General features: G+C 33.5%; 14 protein-coding genes. 8 read left to right on the forward strand and 6 right to left on the reverse strand.

Annotated elements, in window-relative coordinates; genetic code table 11:
• Positions 1–167 precede the first annotated feature (167 nt).
• Entirely contained in the window at positions 168–1,022 is an 855-nt protein-coding gene (locus tag NZ698_RS01065; protein ID WP_263001016.1) for an AraC family transcriptional regulator, read from the reverse strand.
• A 129-nt stretch (positions 1,023–1,151) separates the two neighbouring features.
• Between NZ698_RS01065 and NZ698_RS01070 the strand changes: the two genes are divergently transcribed.
• Positions 1,152–2,351 (forward strand): MFS transporter, encoded by a 1,200-nt coding sequence (locus NZ698_RS01070; RefSeq protein ID WP_263001018.1) that lies wholly within the window; start codon positions 1,152–1,154, stop codon positions 2,349–2,351.
• A gap of 33 nt (positions 2,352–2,384) precedes the next feature.
• On the opposite strand, the gene NZ698_RS01075 is transcribed toward NZ698_RS01070, so the two are convergent.
• Entirely contained in the window at positions 2,385–2,765 is a 381-nt protein-coding gene (locus NZ698_RS01075) for a SpoIIAA family protein (protein WP_263001020.1), read from the reverse strand.
• Between the two features lie 111 nt (positions 2,766–2,876).
• On the opposite strand from NZ698_RS01075, the gene NZ698_RS01080 reads away from it, so the two are divergent.
• On the forward strand, positions 2,877–4,082 hold the full coding sequence (locus NZ698_RS01080) for an NAD(P)/FAD-dependent oxidoreductase (protein ID WP_263001022.1): 1,206 nt from the start codon (positions 2,877–2,879) through the stop codon (positions 4,080–4,082).
• A gap of 102 nt (positions 4,083–4,184) precedes the next feature.
• Here the strand turns inward: NZ698_RS01080 and NZ698_RS01085 are convergent, their stop codons facing one another.
• The 3 genes from NZ698_RS01085 to NZ698_RS01095 all read right to left on the reverse strand — a co-directional run bounded on the left by NZ698_RS01085 (position 4,185) and on the right by NZ698_RS01095 (position 8,558).
• Positions 4,185–5,378 (reverse strand): vWA domain-containing protein, encoded by a 1,194-nt coding sequence (locus NZ698_RS01085; RefSeq protein WP_263001024.1) that lies wholly within the window; start codon positions 5,376–5,378, stop codon positions 4,185–4,187.
• 50 nt (positions 5,379–5,428) lie between these two features.
• Entirely contained in the window at positions 5,429–7,024 is a 1,596-nt protein-coding gene (locus tag NZ698_RS01090; RefSeq protein WP_263001026.1) for a DUF4139 domain-containing protein, read from the reverse strand.
• Positions 7,025–7,178: 154 nt separating this feature from the next.
• Positions 7,179–8,558: a vWA domain-containing protein gene (locus NZ698_RS01095; protein ID WP_263001028.1), complete on the reverse strand. Its 1,380-nt coding sequence runs from the start codon at positions 8,556–8,558 to the stop codon at positions 7,179–7,181.
• A gap of 104 nt (positions 8,559–8,662) precedes the next feature.
• Between NZ698_RS01095 and NZ698_RS01100 the strand changes: the two genes are divergently transcribed.
• From NZ698_RS01100 to NZ698_RS01115, 4 genes are all read left to right on the forward strand, one after another.
• On the forward strand, positions 8,663–10,459 hold the full coding sequence (locus NZ698_RS01100; RefSeq protein WP_263001030.1) for a histidine kinase: 1,797 nt from the start codon (positions 8,663–8,665) through the stop codon (positions 10,457–10,459).
• Between the two features lie 12 nt (positions 10,460–10,471).
• Complete coding sequence (locus NZ698_RS01105; RefSeq protein WP_263001032.1) at positions 10,472–11,194, forward strand: PA3715 family protein; 723 nt, start codon at positions 10,472–10,474, stop codon at positions 11,192–11,194.
• Between the two features lie 39 nt (positions 11,195–11,233).
• Positions 11,234–11,968 carry a LytR/AlgR family response regulator transcription factor gene (locus NZ698_RS01110; RefSeq protein WP_263001034.1) on the forward strand — a complete coding sequence of 245 codons (735 nt, stop codon included), beginning with the start codon at positions 11,234–11,236 and terminating at the stop codon, positions 11,966–11,968.
• A gap of 199 nt (positions 11,969–12,167) precedes the next feature.
• Complete coding sequence (locus NZ698_RS01115; protein WP_263001036.1) at positions 12,168–12,707, forward strand: lipocalin family protein; 540 nt, start codon at positions 12,168–12,170, stop codon at positions 12,705–12,707.
• A 126-nt stretch (positions 12,708–12,833) separates the two neighbouring features.
• On the opposite strand, the gene NZ698_RS01120 is transcribed toward NZ698_RS01115, so the two are convergent.
• Positions 12,834–13,310, reverse strand: a complete 477-nt coding sequence (locus tag NZ698_RS01120) for a DUF7832 domain-containing protein (RefSeq protein WP_263001038.1) — start codon at positions 13,308–13,310, stop codon at positions 12,834–12,836.
• Between the two features lie 112 nt (positions 13,311–13,422).
• On the opposite strand from NZ698_RS01120, the gene NZ698_RS01125 reads away from it, so the two are divergent.
• Together NZ698_RS01125 and NZ698_RS01130 are read left to right on the forward strand one after the other, a co-directional pair.
• Positions 13,423–14,673: a CinA family nicotinamide mononucleotide deamidase-related protein gene (locus tag NZ698_RS01125; RefSeq protein ID WP_263001040.1), complete on the forward strand. Its 1,251-nt coding sequence runs from the start codon at positions 13,423–13,425 to the stop codon at positions 14,671–14,673.
• Between the two features lie 292 nt (positions 14,674–14,965).
• Positions 14,966–17,020: a M13 family metallopeptidase gene (locus NZ698_RS01130; protein ID WP_263001041.1), complete on the forward strand. Its 2,055-nt coding sequence runs from the start codon at positions 14,966–14,968 to the stop codon at positions 17,018–17,020.
• Positions 17,021–17,177 lie beyond the last annotated feature (157 nt).

Genomic DNA, 17,177 nt, shown 5'->3' on the forward strand with positions numbered 1-17,177 from the left:
GCTTCGTTTTGGAGCGATTTTTTTTATGGTTATTGAGAATAAACATACAGTTTGTCATTCTGAAAGAATCTAAACATAGAGTTGTTATTCGAACTCTAATAAAGAAGCCTAGATTCCTCCGGAATGACAAATTTGAGAAATTAAATTTGTAATAAGTTTTATTTAAATTAACTTTCAACCTTATTCAAATGCTTTTTCTTAAAAGCGGTTGGAGTTTCTCCGATGTAATTTTTAAATAATTTATTGAAATAAGAAAGGCTTTCAAAACCTACCTGAAAAGAAACTTCAGAAATGCATAAATTCTGCAAAAGCAACATTTTTGCCTGATTGATTCTGTAATTGTTTACAAAATCTGTAAAAGTCATATTGGTCTGCTTTTTAAAATATCGGCAAAATGCGGGAGTACTCAAACTCACCATTTCGGCAATCACATTCACATTTGGATTTTTATCATAATTTTCATTGATGTAATCATAGATGGTTCCCATTCTGATTTTATCATTTAAAAACCACTTTACGCGGGTATCTTCTTTATTCAGTTCTTTGACTTCTGTTGATTGAGAAAGGATTTGCAAAACTTCCATCAAAGCGATAAGTGATTCAAAAGGATTTTTTTGTTTCATTAAATGAAGTTTTTTTGCTACAATTTTTTTAGTTTCTCCAAAAAATGATAGTCCAAGGTAAGAGCGGTCTAAAAGTTTTTTAATATCATCAAATTCAGGAACGGGAAGAATTATTTCATCCAGAAAATTTTCTTTAAACTGTAATACAAGCTGTTTGTATTCGGTTTTAATTCCGTAATCAAAATTTAAATGCGGAACATTTGAGCCTACCAAAAGAAGATCACTTTCCATAAAACCGGAAATATCTTTACCGACGTGACGAATTCCGCTTATTGCTTCCACATAGACCAATTCAATTTCAGGGTGATAATGCCAGAAAAAATGATGTTTCATGGAGGCCTCGAAAATTTTAAAAGATTTACCCTCTTCAAAATCAATGATTTCTTTCTGGATTTTCATTAGGTTCTGTTTTGATTGATTATTATTACAAATTTATTTAAAATTGTCAATACAGAGCAATAATCAATCATTTCAGAACAAATAAAAACCATTATTTCTCTCGAATTTTGCATTCAGAAATAGGAAAAGATGTTTGATAAAAGAATATTGCCTTTGGCAATCGGTGGTTTGGCAATCGGAACTACAGAATTTACGATTATGGGATTGCTTCCCGATATTGCAAAAACGTTGCAAATTACAATTCCGCAGGCGGGACATTTGATTGCGGCTTATGCTTTGGGAGTTGTGATTGGTGCACCAATTTTAATTGGATATTCGGTGAAGTTTCCACCTAAAAAAGTATTGCTTGTTTTAATGGTGATTTTTACCATTTTTAATGCACTTTCAGCAATTGCACCTGATTACAATTCGATGCTCATCATCAGATTTATGTCTGGTTTACCGCACGGTGCATTCTTCGGAGTCGGAACTGTGGTTGCTTCAAGAATGGCAGGAAAAGGGAAGGAGGCATTGTATATTTCATTAATGTTTACCGGATTGACGGTTGCTAATTTGGCGATGGTTCCTTTAGTCACTTATATCGGACATGCATTTCATTGGCGTTGGTATTTTGCCATTGTTGGTGTGATTGGTCTTGCCACTTTACTGGCTTTAAAACTTTGGCTTCCGGCAATGGAGAGAAAGGAGGATAGTCATTTCCTGGAAGAATTAAAATTCCTGAAAGGTAAACAGTCTTGGTTGGTTTTAATGATCACTGCAATTGGTTTTGGAGGATTGTTTACTTGGTTTAGTTATATAACGCCGTTGATGACCGTTGTTTCAAAAATCGAAAGTAGTTATATGGCATATGTCATGATTCTTGCCGGTAGCGGAATGGTTGTAGGGAATTTAGCAGGAGGTTTTCTTTCAGATAAATTGGGGCCGGAAAAGACCTGTGTATTATTATTGTTTCTGATGATGTGTTCTTTGTCTGGAGTATTTTTCCTTTCTCAATATCAAAGTATTTCGTTAGTATTGACATTCGTTTGTGGGGCATTATCAATGTCAGTTGCCGCACCAATTAATATTATGATGATGAAAGCTGCACCGAAAAGTGAAATGATGGCTGCAGCTTTTATGCAGGCTGCGTTTAATATTGCCAATGCAATGGGTGCTTTTTTAGGCGGAATTCCTTTAGAACATGGTTTGCCATATAATTATCCGTCGCTTGTGGGAGTGGGAATGACTGTTATCGGTTTAGTAATAAGTATTTTTTACTTTTATTTATACCGATCTTCGGATCTTGCAGAAAAAGATATTGTCGCAGAATGTGTTACGTGTGACCAATAAAAAAAGAGAAGCAATTGCTTCTCTTTTTGTTTTTTAATCCTGAACTTCATTACCGTTTTGACACCAATATAAAGCGTTGTATAAATTTTCTTTTGGAAAAGATTTAAATTCTCCCGGCATCACGACACTGAAAATGTCAGTAAAATTCTGTACCCCTTCTTTATCGGTCACGATTGCTGCACGATTCCATTTTGTGATGTTTTTTATGCCTAAAAATGCATCTTGAAGCCATGCTCCTGCAGTGAAATTTCCTAAATCTGTGTCAAGGTAAAGCAGGTAGTTCAGTTCTCCGAATTCATCCACTTTGTTTTTTACGTGGGGAATAACTAAATTTTCAAAATCTTCTTTGGTAATTTCGCCTGTAGCGTTGAATGCTGCTACATTTTCCGGAGCATCATTAATTATTGATATCATAATGTATATTTTAAATGGTTTTGGTGATTTTAGTTTATCAATAATTAAACCACAATTAACGTAATACCACGTTTAAGGCGCAGTTATTGATTGTGTTTTGAAAAATAATCTATGGACTTGAAATCTAACGAACCTTTCTGGCTTTTAAAGAATGGTATTATTTCTTCCTATCCGTCTCTTAAATCTGATGAAGAATGTGATGTTCTTATCATCGGCGGCGGAATCACCGGAAGTCTTATTGCTCACCAAATGATAAAAGACGGATACCAAACCATTTTAATTGATAAACGTGAAATATGCAACGGAAGTACTTCAGCAACAACCTCGATGCTGCAATATGAAATTGATACGCCGTTGTATGAATTGATTGAAATGATTGGCGAAAAAGGAGCGTTGGAAAGTTATAAGGCTTGTTCGAAAGCTATTGATGATATCGAAAAAATAGTAAAGGAAATAAAATCACGATCAGGTTTCAAGAGAAAACAGTCACTGTATTTTGCTTCAAAAAAGAAAGATGCAATCTGGCTTGAGAAAGAATATGAGGCGAGAAGGAAGGCCGGATTTGATGTGACCTGGCTTGGCGATCAGGATATTGAGGAAAAATTCGGTTTTCAGAATACATATGGTGGAATTTTATCTAAACAGGGCGCAAGTGTTGATGCCTTTAAATTCGCCCACGAAATTTTAAGATTTAATGTCAGTAAAGGCTTGAAAATTTTTGATAAAACAGAAATGAAATCAGTCAAATATCTGAGAGATCATAACCTTGTTTTGACAACGGATGGATTTAATATTAAAGCAAAAAAAGTCATTTACTGTGTCGGCTACGAAAGTAAAAATATGATTAAAGAACACTTTGTTGATCTCAAAAGTACTTTTGCCATTGTCTCTGAAGTGGATACCGATAAATTTAAAAATATCGAAAACACACTCGTCTGGAATACCGATAAACCCTATATTTACATGAGATCTACCGATGATGAACGACTTTTAATCGGTGGTGGTGATGAAGATTTTAGTGATCCTGAAAAACGAGATTCTTTATTAAATAAGAAAGAAAAAGAAATTCTCAAAAACCTGAAAAGAATAAAACCGGATTATCATTTTTATACCGACTTTGTGTGGGCCGGAACTTTCGGGGAAACGAAAGACGGACTTCCGTATATCGGAACTCATGAGAATTTTAAAAACTCATACTTTGTCTTAGGTTTTGGCGGAAACGGAATTACTTTTTCGGTAACCGGTATGGAAATGGCTTCTGCTTTTATGAAAAATAAAAAACATCAACTTTCTGAATATTTTAAATTTGGGAGATAGTTTTACTTTTAATTTTTGCTGATTTGAAAATTGACTGAAAAAGTTTCGGGGTTCGGCAAAGCCGAACCCCGAAACAAAAAATAATAAACTAAGTATTTTTAATTAAAAACTATAACCGTTTTTCTTACCCAATTCCAAAATAGACTTCTCAATTGCCTTTCCTAAATCATCACTTTCAGAGCTTCCTCGCTTTTTCATTTCTGCATCGATGAAAGATTGTCTCTGTTTTGCAAGAATTTCAATTTCTCTCTGAATTTTATCGCGGTCTGCAGATTTTTGAGTAACAATCTTATTGATTTCCTCTTTGCTTTTTCCTCTTAATTCAGAAGGTAATTCTTCTTCTCTGATAGATGAAATGTAACTTTTGTCCTTTTCTACTTTATCAACCAAATCCCAATGATCGTTTTTGTAAGCATTTTTCTTAGACTTACTTACGGCTCTTTCAACAGCATTTGAAGCCGATTGAGATTCTGCATTGACGTCCTGAACAGCCTGTTTGTTTTTCATTTCAGAACCACGACTTCCGTAAGAAATGTAAGTTTCATTGAGTTTGGAATTAAATTGTGAAATTTTCACGTCATAAGGCGTTTCAATATAAATTACTTTCCGGTCGCTATCGATATTGAAAAATTTCCCATCACCAAGATTAGCTCCGTTTTGCCAGAAAGTTTGAATTCCTTCATCACGACTTCCGCAGAAAATGGTATTGGTGTAAATGTTTTTTGCTTTGGCTTTCGAAATCACGTCTTTGTAACTGATTTTTCCCTGATCAAAAGGTTCATTTCCGGCGATATAAATTAGCTTCATGCTTTTTTCATTTCCGTCCCACTTCAAATTCATTGAAGCATCACGAATTACGGCACCACAATATTCGCTTCCGCCATTGGTTCTCAAAGCAAAGAGTTTTTCTGAAACCAGATCCAAATCCTGAGTCAATGCGGTGACCTGTCTGATGTAATTTTCTTCATTTAAACCGTCATTTCCATATTCATATAAAGCAATTTCAATTTGTGGAGCTTGTCCGTTATACTTCAAAGTCGTTAAAGTATTTACAATGTTCCAAAGTCTTGATTTTGCCTGATCGATCAATCCATCCATACTATTTGAAGTGTCCAAAAGTAATGCAACCTGAATTTTATTATCTTTCGAAACCGTAATTTTTGGCTGAGCAGAAATATTACTTTCCACCACTTCTCTCTCGCTGGCTTTGTTGCTGCAACGGATGTCTGATATTTTTCCTGCGCTTAAAAAAGCAGCTACACTTGTTGTGATTGTTAAAAATTTTAAGGTATTCATAACATATGTTTTTAATAATTGATTAATATTTTATTTAATTTTCTCTAAAACTATCTGCTGTAATACTGAATCTGCATTTCCTTCGGATATTTAACTTCATAAGAAAAATTGATTTTATCTGAAGCTCCGCTGTTAATTTTTCTGTTCCAAAGAATACTTCCTGTTTTATCGTCGTAAATTCCGTTGCCGATTTCTAGAGATTTCACGGTGATTTTTGAGTTTTCACTTATAGGAAGCTGGTCAAGAATTTCCAGTTCGATATTTTCTTTTGTATTGTTTCTTACAGTGATTTCATAAGATTCTGTTTCCCATTTGTTGGAGTTGAGTGTTTTCTGTGAAGTTTTATCTTCAAGCTTGATTATTTTCACAACAATTCTTTCGTCAACACCCAAAGAAATCGGGAACTCTTCTTTTACATAAGTGCTTGTGATATTGGTTTTTCCGATATAATTATCTTCAAAATAAATATTCGCTTCGCCCGAAATTAGATTTAAATTCTGCCAATTTTTCACAAATGCCATTAGGAAAACCTGACTGTTAAGCTTCGGAACGGTGTGATATTTATACGTTGCATCAACTTCTTTTTTATCAAGAATTACATATTGTTCTTTTTCCTGACTGACGATGGTTTGGCTAAATTTCAACTCATACAAAACGTTCATCTGATTATCAGAAACTGTCGCTACAGGGATTTGACTTGGCGCTGCAACTTCTTCACGCATTTGATAAGAATTTGACATATCAGCTTTCGCTTTTTGAGTATATCCAACTTTTGCATCATCATAATTGTGAGCCGTGTATTCCGCAACATACAGTGGTAGTAGAATCGGTCTGTCCTGGTTGTAAGATGGTCTGTAAGTGGAAACGAAAAGTTTTACGTTGTTCCAATCCTGTCCGGTTTTTTGATAAATTTTTCCTTTGTAGACAATTTCAAGAGGTTTTTTCGTTGATAAAGCTTTCAAATCATAAGAAGGAACCCAACCTGCATTGGAAACAATATAACTCACTCCAAGATTCAGATTCATCTCATTTTCAGCCAGAATTTCGAGAATAAGCTCTTTTTTATTTTGATTTTTGTGCGTTTGTTCTTCAGAAAACTGTTTATTGATTTTGGCAATGCTTTCGTCCAACACCATTTTTTGTTCGTTCAGAAGAAAAACCTGATTGTCGATTTCCAGCATTCTTTTTCTGTAGAATTCTGTAAGTTTGATCAACTGTTCTTGCGGCGTAGATTTGTCGTTGGTAGAAACTTTTAAGTTGTCATTAATGATATTTTGTTCGCCAGAAAGATTCTTAATTTGAATATTCAATAAATTGACCTGTCTCTGAAATTTTTTCTTTTCATCATCCAGTTTTTTCTCGCCATCTGATAATTCATCATTTTTCAGATAATTGCTTTGTGGAGTAATTGAGAGAAGTGTTGTATTTTTCTCAAGATTGATTCTGTAGGTATTTTCGTCAAGATCATTTGGAAGATTAATGATTTTCACGGTGTTTCTTCCTTTTTGAAGATTCACGTTTGTACTTCCAAAAACTTTAGCACCTTGTAGAAAAACGGTTGCTTGTTTTACATCAATTTCCTTTTTAATTTCCTGAGATTTAAAAAACGAAACTGAAAGAATGAGTATTAAAAAATAGTGTCGCATTGTTTATTATTTTTTTGATTTCTAAAGTAAAATTACACTGTATCTCAACCGAAATCTTACAGACTTGGTGAACTGAGGTTTTCACTTGGTAAAGATTTTTAAAATGAAAAATGACAACTGTCAAGTTGTCATTTTGATATTATATTTGTTTGGTTTAATAGTAATTTGGATAGTAATTTGGAGAATATTGTAACGCAATATCGTAAACCCGTTTTAGGTCTTCATCATTTTTATCCGAGAATGAATTATAATAATCAATAATATTTTGAATCGTTCTTTTTGCACTTCCAGCATTGTTTTCTGAGAAATCTTTTGCGGCCTGTTTTAATTCAGAAATCATTTTTGCGATTTGATAATTTTTCTTCAATTCTATATCTGTGGTTTCTGTGAAAGAATTGTAACTTTTTTTGGAATTTGACACTTGCATTTCATCATTTTTTTCATAGGTCAATGTTGTGGAAATTGTGCGACTTTCAATCTCGTTTTTCTCAACTTCCAAAAGAAAAATCTGCGTCTGACCACAATCTAAATTTTCAAGTTCCACATTTACCTGATGATCAGAAACATATTGCGGTTGATAGCCATAAAACTTTTTAATTTTCATCCCTTTTGGAAGATTGATGCTGAGTTTTGGTCTTTTCCCAATATTGTAAAGAAGACTTTCCAGCTCATCGATAAAAGTTTTTTGAATGTCTTTTTCGGTATCTCCGATGAAATAATTTGAACCTCTTCCATTATTTGCGATTTTCCTCAAGAGATCAAAATCGAGTTGCGAACCGACTCCGATTGTACTGATATCGATCCCTTTATCATTAAATTCTTTTGAGTCTTTCAAGATAATTTCATGATTGGTAACTCCCGTATTGGTCATTCCGTCTGTCAATAAAATCACTTTGCTGTTGTACTCTTTTGTATTATGCTTTTGCGCTTCCTGATAACCAAGCATCATTCCGTCATGAATATTGGTGGAACCTGCGGGATAAATTCCGTCTATCATTTTGTCTAAAGCTGTGACGTCTTTCATTTTAATTGAGTTCAAAACAAGATGCGCATTTCCATCAAACTTGATGATTGAAATAATATCATCCTGTTTCAGACCTTTTACAAATACTTTCAAAGCGGTTTTTACTTTTTCAAGTTTTCCTCCGCCCATTGATCCGCTGTTGTCGATGACCAGAGATACATTTACTTTATTTGATTTTTCTCTATTCACGACATTTTGTGTGGCAACTCCGATCTGCAATAGAAATGTGTCATCAGAATCAAGAATTTTGTTGTCATAATCAATGCTTACAGCTACTTCATTTTTCTTCGGAATTTTTATCTGATGTTTATGATAATTCATAAAATCTTCTACGATAATGGTATTTTCATTGATAAAACCTCGTTCATTGGTACTGTAAAAACCGTTGCTTACTGTATGCGAAACTGAACCTGATGAAACTGCGTACTGAGCTTTCATATTTGAGATAAAAACGAAGGCAAAAAGAAGATAAAGAAATTTGTTTCTGTTTAAAATTGAAATGTTTTTCATAATAATTAAGTTTAAATTACACTGCAAACATACTGGTCAGAAATATTTTTAAGACAGAAGACTTGGCGAACACCACTTTCCACTTGGTGAGTAATTTTTGAAAGATGTATAGATATGTATATCTTTGTTTTATGAATTTGATTCGGTTTTTTACGTTTATTTTGATGATGATTTCTGCAAATAGTTTTTATTCGCAAAATAAAGCCACGCAGGAAGTTATCGCTGAAACCTCAAAACTCAAAAAGGCTGTCGACACAAAAAACGAATCCGCTGAAGCAGATTCTTATTACAACATCGGAGAAACATTTTATAACAATGGAAACTTCCCGAAAAGCGAAGAATATTTTATCAAATCAAAAAATATCTACGAAAAACTGAATGATAAGCAGAATCTTGAAAAAGTAACCCGAAAACTTGCTCAGTCTCAGGAAAATCAAAATAAGCTGAAAGAAGCAGTCAGTAATTATGAGACTGCATCGAATGTCAATTATTCTAAGAAAAGCAAAGCGCTGAATTCTAATGATGCTTCCAGACTTTCATCACCATCAGTTTCTCAAAAAGCAGAAGCAATTCAGAATAATATCAATATCAGCGAAAAAGAAAATAACAAAGAAGATCTCGCTGCCAGTTACAGCCAAATGGCGGATGTAAACATTGAAAATAAAAATATTCCGAAAGCCGAGGAAAATCTTAATAATGCCTATAGAATTTCAAAAGATCAGGCTCCGCAACAAGCTTTGGCAATCAACCAGAAATTAACTGATTTTTATGTTGAAAATAAGAATTTTGATAAGGCAATCGAAGCTAAAAAATTAGTCTTAAAAGAAGATTTCGTCAAAGATAATTCTCAGAAAAAAGTCGAGCAGATTCAGGAATTGGCAGAAATTTACATCAAGAAAAATGATCCGAAAGAAGCGATTATTTTATTAAAAAAAGCCTATGATATTGCGTTAAATAAAGGTCATACTTTGGAAGCTCAGAAAAGTGTAAAAAAACTCGACAGCTTATATTCAATTTCTGAAAATACGGCTGCTTCTGTGAATCTTTACCGTGATTTTTTAGGGAAACTTCCCGATTTGGTTTCGAAAGACCGAAGTTTGGTTGATAATAAAATCCTTGAAGATACCGAACAAAGAATTTCACAGCTCGAAAAGGAAAAAAAGCTTAAAGATGAATTGATTCGCAAGAAAAATATTTTTAATTACAGTTTAATTGGAGCTCTGTTGATATTATCAGTTTTAATATTTTTTATATTCAGAACACTTAATAAAGTTCAGATTAAAAATAAAAAAATTGCGTTGCAATCATTGAGACGTGAAATGAATCCGCATTTTATTTTTAACAGTTTAAATTCTGTGAACCAATTTATTTCAACCAATAATGAACTGGAGGCCAATCAATATTTAACTAAATTCTCAAAACTGATGCGAGGCGTAATGGAAAATTCTGCCGAAGATTTTATTCCATTTCAGCAGGAATTAGATTTGTTGCAGAACTATTTAGCTTTAGAAAAAACACGTTTTGCAGATAAATTTGATTACGAAATTTTTGTTGATGAAAATTTAAACCAACAAAATCTACTGATTCCCGGAATGTTGGTGCAGCCGTTTTTGGAAAATGCAATCTGGCACGGATTGCGTTACAGAACTGAAAAAGGATTTTTGAAACTTAGTTTTAAAAAAGAAAATCAGTATTTAAAAATCACCATCGAGGATAACGGAATCGGAATCGAAGAAAGCAAAAAACAGAAAACCATTCACCAGAAAAACAGAGAAGGTCGCGGAATGAAAAATACGTTGGAAAGAATCAGACTGCTCAATGATTTATATAAAAAAAATATTTTTTGTGCGATAAAAGATTCTGAAAACGGAGTTTTAGTTGAGATTATAATGATTATTTAAATCGAATTGCAAATGAAATTACATAGAAAACTGACAACTTTATTACTGACTATCATTACTTTAATGCTTTCTGCACAAGAATATGATAAGGGAAGATATACGAAAGTTTTAAATCAATTAAAGCTCAGTTCGACCCAAATTCACAACGAATTGTATACGGAAAAGAAAATGCCAAATGCTGAAAACTCGTTCATCATTGTTGTGCCTGTTTTGCAGGGCAAGCTTGAAGTTGACGGTTTTTCGGTGAAAAATACTATTTTGATTACGGACAATGAAGGAATTATTAAAAACAAATATATAGATCCGACAGAATTTGGTTCGGATGCTATCATGTTGCAAAGTTTTACGATAGATACCGGACTTTATAATTTAAATTCCAATGTTCGTGCTTTTGGGATTATAGCTGAATACTACGGAAGCAGCAGACCCAATCCGTATTCTTCTTCTAATCTTTCATTATTTTATCCTGACGGAAAAACTTTAAAAAAAGTTCTTGATGGATATAATTTGAAAACATTTAGCGGCGAATGGGATACGAATTGCTCCGGAGAATTTGAAGGTGATACATCTGTGATCATTGTAGATCAGGCGAAAACTAATGGTTTTGCCAACCTTAAAATCAAAACAGAAAGTACAAAGACGATCAGCAAAGAGCTTAATGGAGAATGCAGTGAAGATATAAAGTCGAAAATTTCTTATAAAACATTGAAATTCAATAAATCTACTTACAAATAATTTTCTAGTTCCTGCAACCTACAATCTACAACCTCAACAATGAAAATAAAATCCGTAATCGTAGACGACGAAAAAATTGCGAGAGATGTTCTCAGAAATTATCTCACAAAATACTGTCCGCAAATAGAGATTTTGGGTGAAGCCGAAAATATCAAAGATGCCGTTCCGTTGATTGCTGAAAAGCAGCCACAATTGGTTTTTTTGGATGTTGAAATGCCTTTCGGAAATGCTTTTGATGTGTTGGAAGCGACCAAAGACTTTTCCTATGAAACGATTTTTATCACCGCATTTCCACAATATTCTTTACAGGCTTTAAACAAATCTGCAAGTTATTATATTTTAAAACCAATTGATATTCAGGAACTTATTTTGGCGGTCAATAAAGTCTCTGAAAGTATTGAAAAGAACGAAGAACTTAACCGAAATAAAATTCTCCTCGAAAATTTAAAATTAAAACCTGAAAAACAGCAATTAATCCTTCCGACATTGCAAGGTTTCGACGTGGTAAAAACAGAAGATATTGTAAGACTTCAGGCGGATGGAAATTTCACACAGGTGTATCTTACTGATCATTCTAAAAAGATGGTTTGCAGATTTTTGAAACATTTTGATGATCTGCTCGAAAGTCCTTTTGTACGCGTTCATCGTTCCCATATTATCAACACCAACTTTGTGAAATCTTATCACAAAAGCGGTACTGCAACATTATCTGATGACACAGAAATTGAAGTTTCCTCAAGCTTTAAAGATCAGTTTTTGAAAGTTTTTTCTTGAAAATTTTCAAATCAAAAAATTTATTTTAACCATTAAGATCATTTTAGGAGTTAAGTTTTTTTAAGTAAATCAAATAAATTTTTATTAAGTTTGAATTAAAGCGAAGCTCAACTTAACTATTTTCAACTTCTAAATAAATCTTAATGGTTTAATTTAAAAGGCATCATTTTTGAATTTTTAACAGTCTAAAATATTCAATATGAAAACTTTTCAAAAAATAGCCATTCCCGTTTCTTTAGGAATTATCGGATTTTTGATTTTCAATTCCTGTTCAGTAGGAATTCCGAAAGGTGCAACAGCAATCAAAAATTTCAACTCAGAAAAATATCTCGGACAATGGTACGAAATTGCCCGTTTTGATTATAGATTCGAGAAAAATATGGATAATGTGACTGCTAATTATTCACTAAATCCTGATGGAACAATTAAAGTTCAGAACAGAGGTTACGATTACGTCAAAAAAGAATGGAAAGAATCAATTGGGGAAGCAAGATTTTTCAATGATAAATCTGAGGCGAGATTGAAGGTTTCTTTTTTTAAACCGATTTGGGCTGGTTATAATGTGATTGATATTGATGACGATTATCAAAATGCTTTAGTCGTTGGGAACAGCACAAAATACATTTGGATTTTATCAAGAAATAAAGAGATTCCAAACAGCATCAGAGAAAGATTTTTAGCAAAAGCTCAGAAATTGGGATATAATACAGATGATTTGATTTGGGTAAAGCATAATTAATAATTGTTGTGAGAAACAAATTGAAAAAGCAATTTCAAAAAATACACATACAATTTGTCATTTCGGAGGAATCTCAACAAAGAATTTAATAATAGCTTAGATTCCTCTGGAATGACAACTAGAAGATTAATTCAAATTCTTATATTCTTTCCACTCCAAAAAACGGTGATCAATAATCTGTTTCATCAGATCATAATTTTCATAAGTGTCTTCAATATGATAAAATGTTTCGTATTCAAAATCATTTTCTTCCGCTAAAGAATCAAAAATATTAATGTAATCAGTAGCAAATGAACTGAATTTATCTCCGAAATCTGTCTCATCAACATAATAATCTTTGGCGAAAGCATTTCCCAAATCGTTCAGATCATATTCAGAAAATTTTCCATCTAGGGCATCGATTACAAAGTCTGCTCCCGTGATTTCACGTTTTTTCAGACTTTCAATTTCATTTTCGTGGTCTTCGCTGAGTTCATCAGAATGTAAATTATTATTAATGCACCAATTAAGGAACATTCCGGTGTGGGTTGCGCTGTTTTTTTGAGGTAACTCTTGAGGGAAATCTCCGCCATAATGCCACGATGCATCATCATATTTGGTCATAATCTTACTTATAGTTGTAGACAGTTCAAACCAAAGATATAAAAAATCATTTTCTTTTGTTCGCTACAGAGATTTTCACGTCATTTGTAATGAATTTATTCAAATTTAAATTATGCAAAACGCAGTTCTTATCACTATTGGTGACGAAATTCTTTCAGGAAATACAGTTGACACCAATTCCAATTTTATCGCAACCGAACTCAAAAATATCGGAGTCAAAGTGGTACAGATTTTCACCATTTCAGACGAAATTGAAATCATTAAAAATACTTTGAAATCAGCTTTTGAAATCGGAGATTTAGTCATTACGACCGGAGGTTTGGGACCGACCAGAGATGATAAAACCAAAAAAGCTTTAGCTGAATTTTTTGATGATGAAATTGCTTTGGATGAGGTGACTTTTGAACATCTTAGAGGATACATGGAACGACGTGGACGCATCGAAATTTTAGAAAGAAACCGCGAACAGGCTTTTGTACCGACAAAATCTACCGTTTTTCAAAATCATTACGGAACTGCACCTTGTATGATGATGGAACAAGATGGGAAATTGTCTTTCAGTTTACCCGGCGTTCCTTACGAGGTAAAACCTCTGATTAAAGATCAAATTGTTCCTTATTTAAAAGATAAATTTAATCTGAATTATATTTCTACCCGAATTGTCTCTGTAGTCGGTATTCCGGAAAGTATTTTGGCTGATCAGATTGAAAATTGGGAACTCGCTTTACCCGAGAATCTTGCTTTATCGTATCTTCCAGTAGGAACTAGAGTGAAATTGAGATTGACCGCAACCGGAACTGATGAAAATTCATTACAGGTTCAGCTTGAAAATGAAATCCAGAAATTATTTCCAATTATTGGTGAAAATATTATTGCGACTTCAGAAGATAAAATCGAGAAGATTTTAGGTGAAATTTTAAACCAAAAAGGACTGACAATTTCTACAGCTGAAAGTTGTACCGGCGGAGAATTGTCTCTTTTGTTAACTTCTGTTCCCGGAAGTTCAAAATATTTCATCGGTGGAATTGTGACTTACGCAACACAAAAGAAAATCGATCTTCTTCATGTTTCTGAAGGTACAATTGAACGTTTTACAGTGGTAAGTGAAGAAGTTTCGCGTGAGATGGCAGAAGGTTGTCAGAATTTATTTAAAACAGATATTTCTCTTTCTACAACGGGAGTTGCCGGTCCCGGAAAAGGTGAGGATGGTAAAGACGTGGGATTGGTTTATTATACAATTAGAGTAAATAATGAGTCCGAAACTTTTAAACTTCATCTTCCACATTTGGAAAGGCAGGATTTTATTTATTTTGTTTCTCAGAAAATCATTCAGGATTTGATTGGAATATTAATTGGGAAATAAGCCAATCTATACATAAAAGATCTTCGTTAAGTGAAACGCCTTTGCGAACTTTAAAACGATTAATGGTAAAAAAACTTTGTGGACTTTCGTTAAAAAAACAAGACAGTGCAGATGTTATTTTCGAAAAATCTAATTCGAAAAATAAATTAACTTTACCGTAACAAAATTTAAATTAAATATACTTATTGTATAAATTATTATCATAATGAAATCACTATGTTTTTCAGTGAATAAGATCACGGAATTATTGGCGATTATATATGACATTTAAAAAAAATAAAAAGTTTCTATAATGAAAAAATTAACGCTTTCTTTGTTTTTATTAGCTGGAATTTGTTCGCAAAATACGCTGAACGCGCAGGCTAAATCAACTCAAACAGCAACTTCAACGGATAAAGGTTTAGACCTTAGTTTGATGGATAAATCTGTTCGTCCGCAAGATGATTTCTACAATTACGTAAGTGGAACGTGGATGAAAACTGCTAAAATTCCTTCTGATAAACCGACTTGGGGAAGTTTCAACAAATTGGCTGATGATACAGACAACAGTTCGATGACGATTTTAAATTCTCTTCTGAAAGATAAATTTGCAGACGGAAGCGAAGGTAAAAAAATTCAGGATCTGTACGCAACGTACATGAATATGGATAAGAGAAATGCAGACGGAATCAAGCCTATTCAGGCAAATATCAACAAAATTGATGCGATAAAAAACGTTTCTGATCTTCAAAATTATTTAATTTCTGTAACGAAAGACGGCGATAATACATTGTACGGTTGGGGAATTGATGCGGACCTTAAAGATTCTAAAATGAATGCTGTTTACTTAGGTAATGCATCTTTAGGTTTAGGAAGAGATTATTACCAGAAAGTAAACGAAAAAAATACAGAAGCTCTTGCTGAATATCAGAAATATGTAGCTTCAATGCTTACAGAATTAGGCTACAAAAATGCTGATGCAGCAGCAAAAGGTATCGTAGAATATGAAAAAAGTATAGCAAAAACTTACCTTACCAACGAGCAAAGCCGTGATAATACGCTTCAGTACAACCCACGAACAATGGCTGAACTTAAAACTTTGGTGAAAGGTGTTGATATTCCTGCTTATCTTAAAAAAGTTGGAGTAAACACTGATAAAGTAATCATCGGAGAAATTGGTTACTATAAAGATTTCGACAAATTGGTGAGCACTCAGAATCTTCCTGTAATCAAGGATTACTTGAAATTCCACATGATCCACGGAAGTGCATCTTACCTGAGCGAAAAATTAGGTGATATGAAGTTTGCTTTCTATGGCAAATATTTAAGAGGTCAGCAAGAACAGAGAGCACTTAACAAAAGAGGATATGAGTTGATCAATGGTTCTTTAGGTGAAGCTTTCGGAAAATTATATGTTGAAAAATATTTCCCGGCTGAAGCAAAAGCTCAGATGGTTGAATTGATCGATTATTTAAAGAAAAGTTTCGCAGTTCATATCAATAATTTAGCTTGGATGTCTTCTACAACTAAAGTGAAGGCAACAGAAAAGCTGAATAAATTTACTGTGAAAGTTGCTTATCCTGATAAGTGGAAAGATTATTCAAAATTAAATGTGGTTTCTGAAGCAAAAGGAGGAAATTTATATGCAAACCTTCAGAACCTTTCAGAATGGCAATACAATAAAGATTTAGCAAAAATCGGAAAAGCTGTTGATAAAACAGAATGGGGAATGACTCCACAGACTGTCAACGCATATTACAATCCGGTAAACAACGAGATCGTTTTCCCTGCTGCGATTCTTCAGCCGCCTTTCTTTAATCCTAAAGCTGATGCAGCTGTTAATTTCGGTGGAATTGGTGCTGTAATCGGTCACGAAATGAGCCACGGATTTGATGATTCCGGAGCGCAGTTCGATGCAGACGGTAACTTGGTTGACTGGTGGACTCCGGAAGATAAAGCGAACTTCGAAAAAGCGACAAAAGCTTTGGCTGGTCAATATGACAAATATGAGCCGGTAAAAGGAACTTTCGTGAACGGAACTTTCACAAACGGTGAAAACATTGCCGATCTTGGTGGTGTAAACATTGCTTACGATGCATTGCAGATGTATTTAAAAGATAAAGGAAATCCGGGCGTAATCAGTGGTTATACTCAGGATCAGAGATTTTTCTTAAGCTGGGCAACGGTTTGGAGAACTTTATCAAGCGAAAAATATATGGTGAACCAAGTAAAAACAGATCCGCACTCTCCTGGGTATTTCAGAAGTTTCGGTCCGTTGACCAACGTTGATGCTTTCTACAAAGCGTTTGATGTGAAACCTGGTGACAAATTATACAAAAAACCGGAAGAAAGAATTAAAATCTGGTAATCAATATCAAAACCGTTCAGAAATGAGCGGTTTTTTTATTTATATTATTTCTTATTAGTGATGACTCAGGTTCTCAGAGTCATCATTTTCTTTAAAATCCTGATTATGATAAATTATCATTTAACATAATTTCTTATATTTGATCAAACTGATTACA

Source organism: Chryseobacterium edaphi (assembly GCF_025628985.1).
GTDB lineage: Bacteria > Bacteroidota > Bacteroidia > Flavobacteriales > Weeksellaceae > Chryseobacterium > Chryseobacterium edaphi.

Coding starts and splice junctions, on each gene's coding strand:
- NZ698_RS01065 (WP_263001016.1), bottom strand. CDS start 1,022: ATGAAAATCCAGAAAGAAATCATTGATTTTGAAGAGGGTAAATCTTTT.
- NZ698_RS01070 (WP_263001018.1), top strand. CDS start 1,152: ATGTTTGATAAAAGAATATTGCCTTTGGCAATCGGTGGTTTGGCAATC.
- NZ698_RS01075 (WP_263001020.1), bottom strand. CDS start 2,765: ATGATATCAATAATTAATGATGCTCCGGAAAATGTAGCAGCATTCAAC.
- NZ698_RS01080 (WP_263001022.1), top strand. CDS start 2,877: ATGGACTTGAAATCTAACGAACCTTTCTGGCTTTTAAAGAATGGTATT.
- NZ698_RS01085 (WP_263001024.1), bottom strand. CDS start 5,378: ATGAATACCTTAAAATTTTTAACAATCACAACAAGTGTAGCTGCTTTT.
- NZ698_RS01090 (WP_263001026.1), bottom strand. CDS start 7,024: ATGCGACACTATTTTTTAATACTCATTCTTTCAGTTTCGTTTTTTAAA.
- NZ698_RS01095 (WP_263001028.1), bottom strand. CDS start 8,558: ATGAAAAACATTTCAATTTTAAACAGAAACAAATTTCTTTATCTTCTT.
- NZ698_RS01100 (WP_263001030.1), top strand. CDS start 8,663: ATGTATAGATATGTATATCTTTGTTTTATGAATTTGATTCGGTTTTTT.
- NZ698_RS01105 (WP_263001032.1), top strand. CDS start 10,472: ATGAAATTACATAGAAAACTGACAACTTTATTACTGACTATCATTACT.
- NZ698_RS01110 (WP_263001034.1), top strand. CDS start 11,234: ATGAAAATAAAATCCGTAATCGTAGACGACGAAAAAATTGCGAGAGAT.
- NZ698_RS01115 (WP_263001036.1), top strand. CDS start 12,168: ATGAAAACTTTTCAAAAAATAGCCATTCCCGTTTCTTTAGGAATTATC.
- NZ698_RS01120 (WP_263001038.1), bottom strand. CDS start 13,310: ATGACCAAATATGATGATGCATCGTGGCATTATGGCGGAGATTTCCCT.
- NZ698_RS01125 (WP_263001040.1), top strand. CDS start 13,423: ATGCAAAACGCAGTTCTTATCACTATTGGTGACGAAATTCTTTCAGGA.
- NZ698_RS01130 (WP_263001041.1), top strand. CDS start 14,966: ATGAAAAAATTAACGCTTTCTTTGTTTTTATTAGCTGGAATTTGTTCG.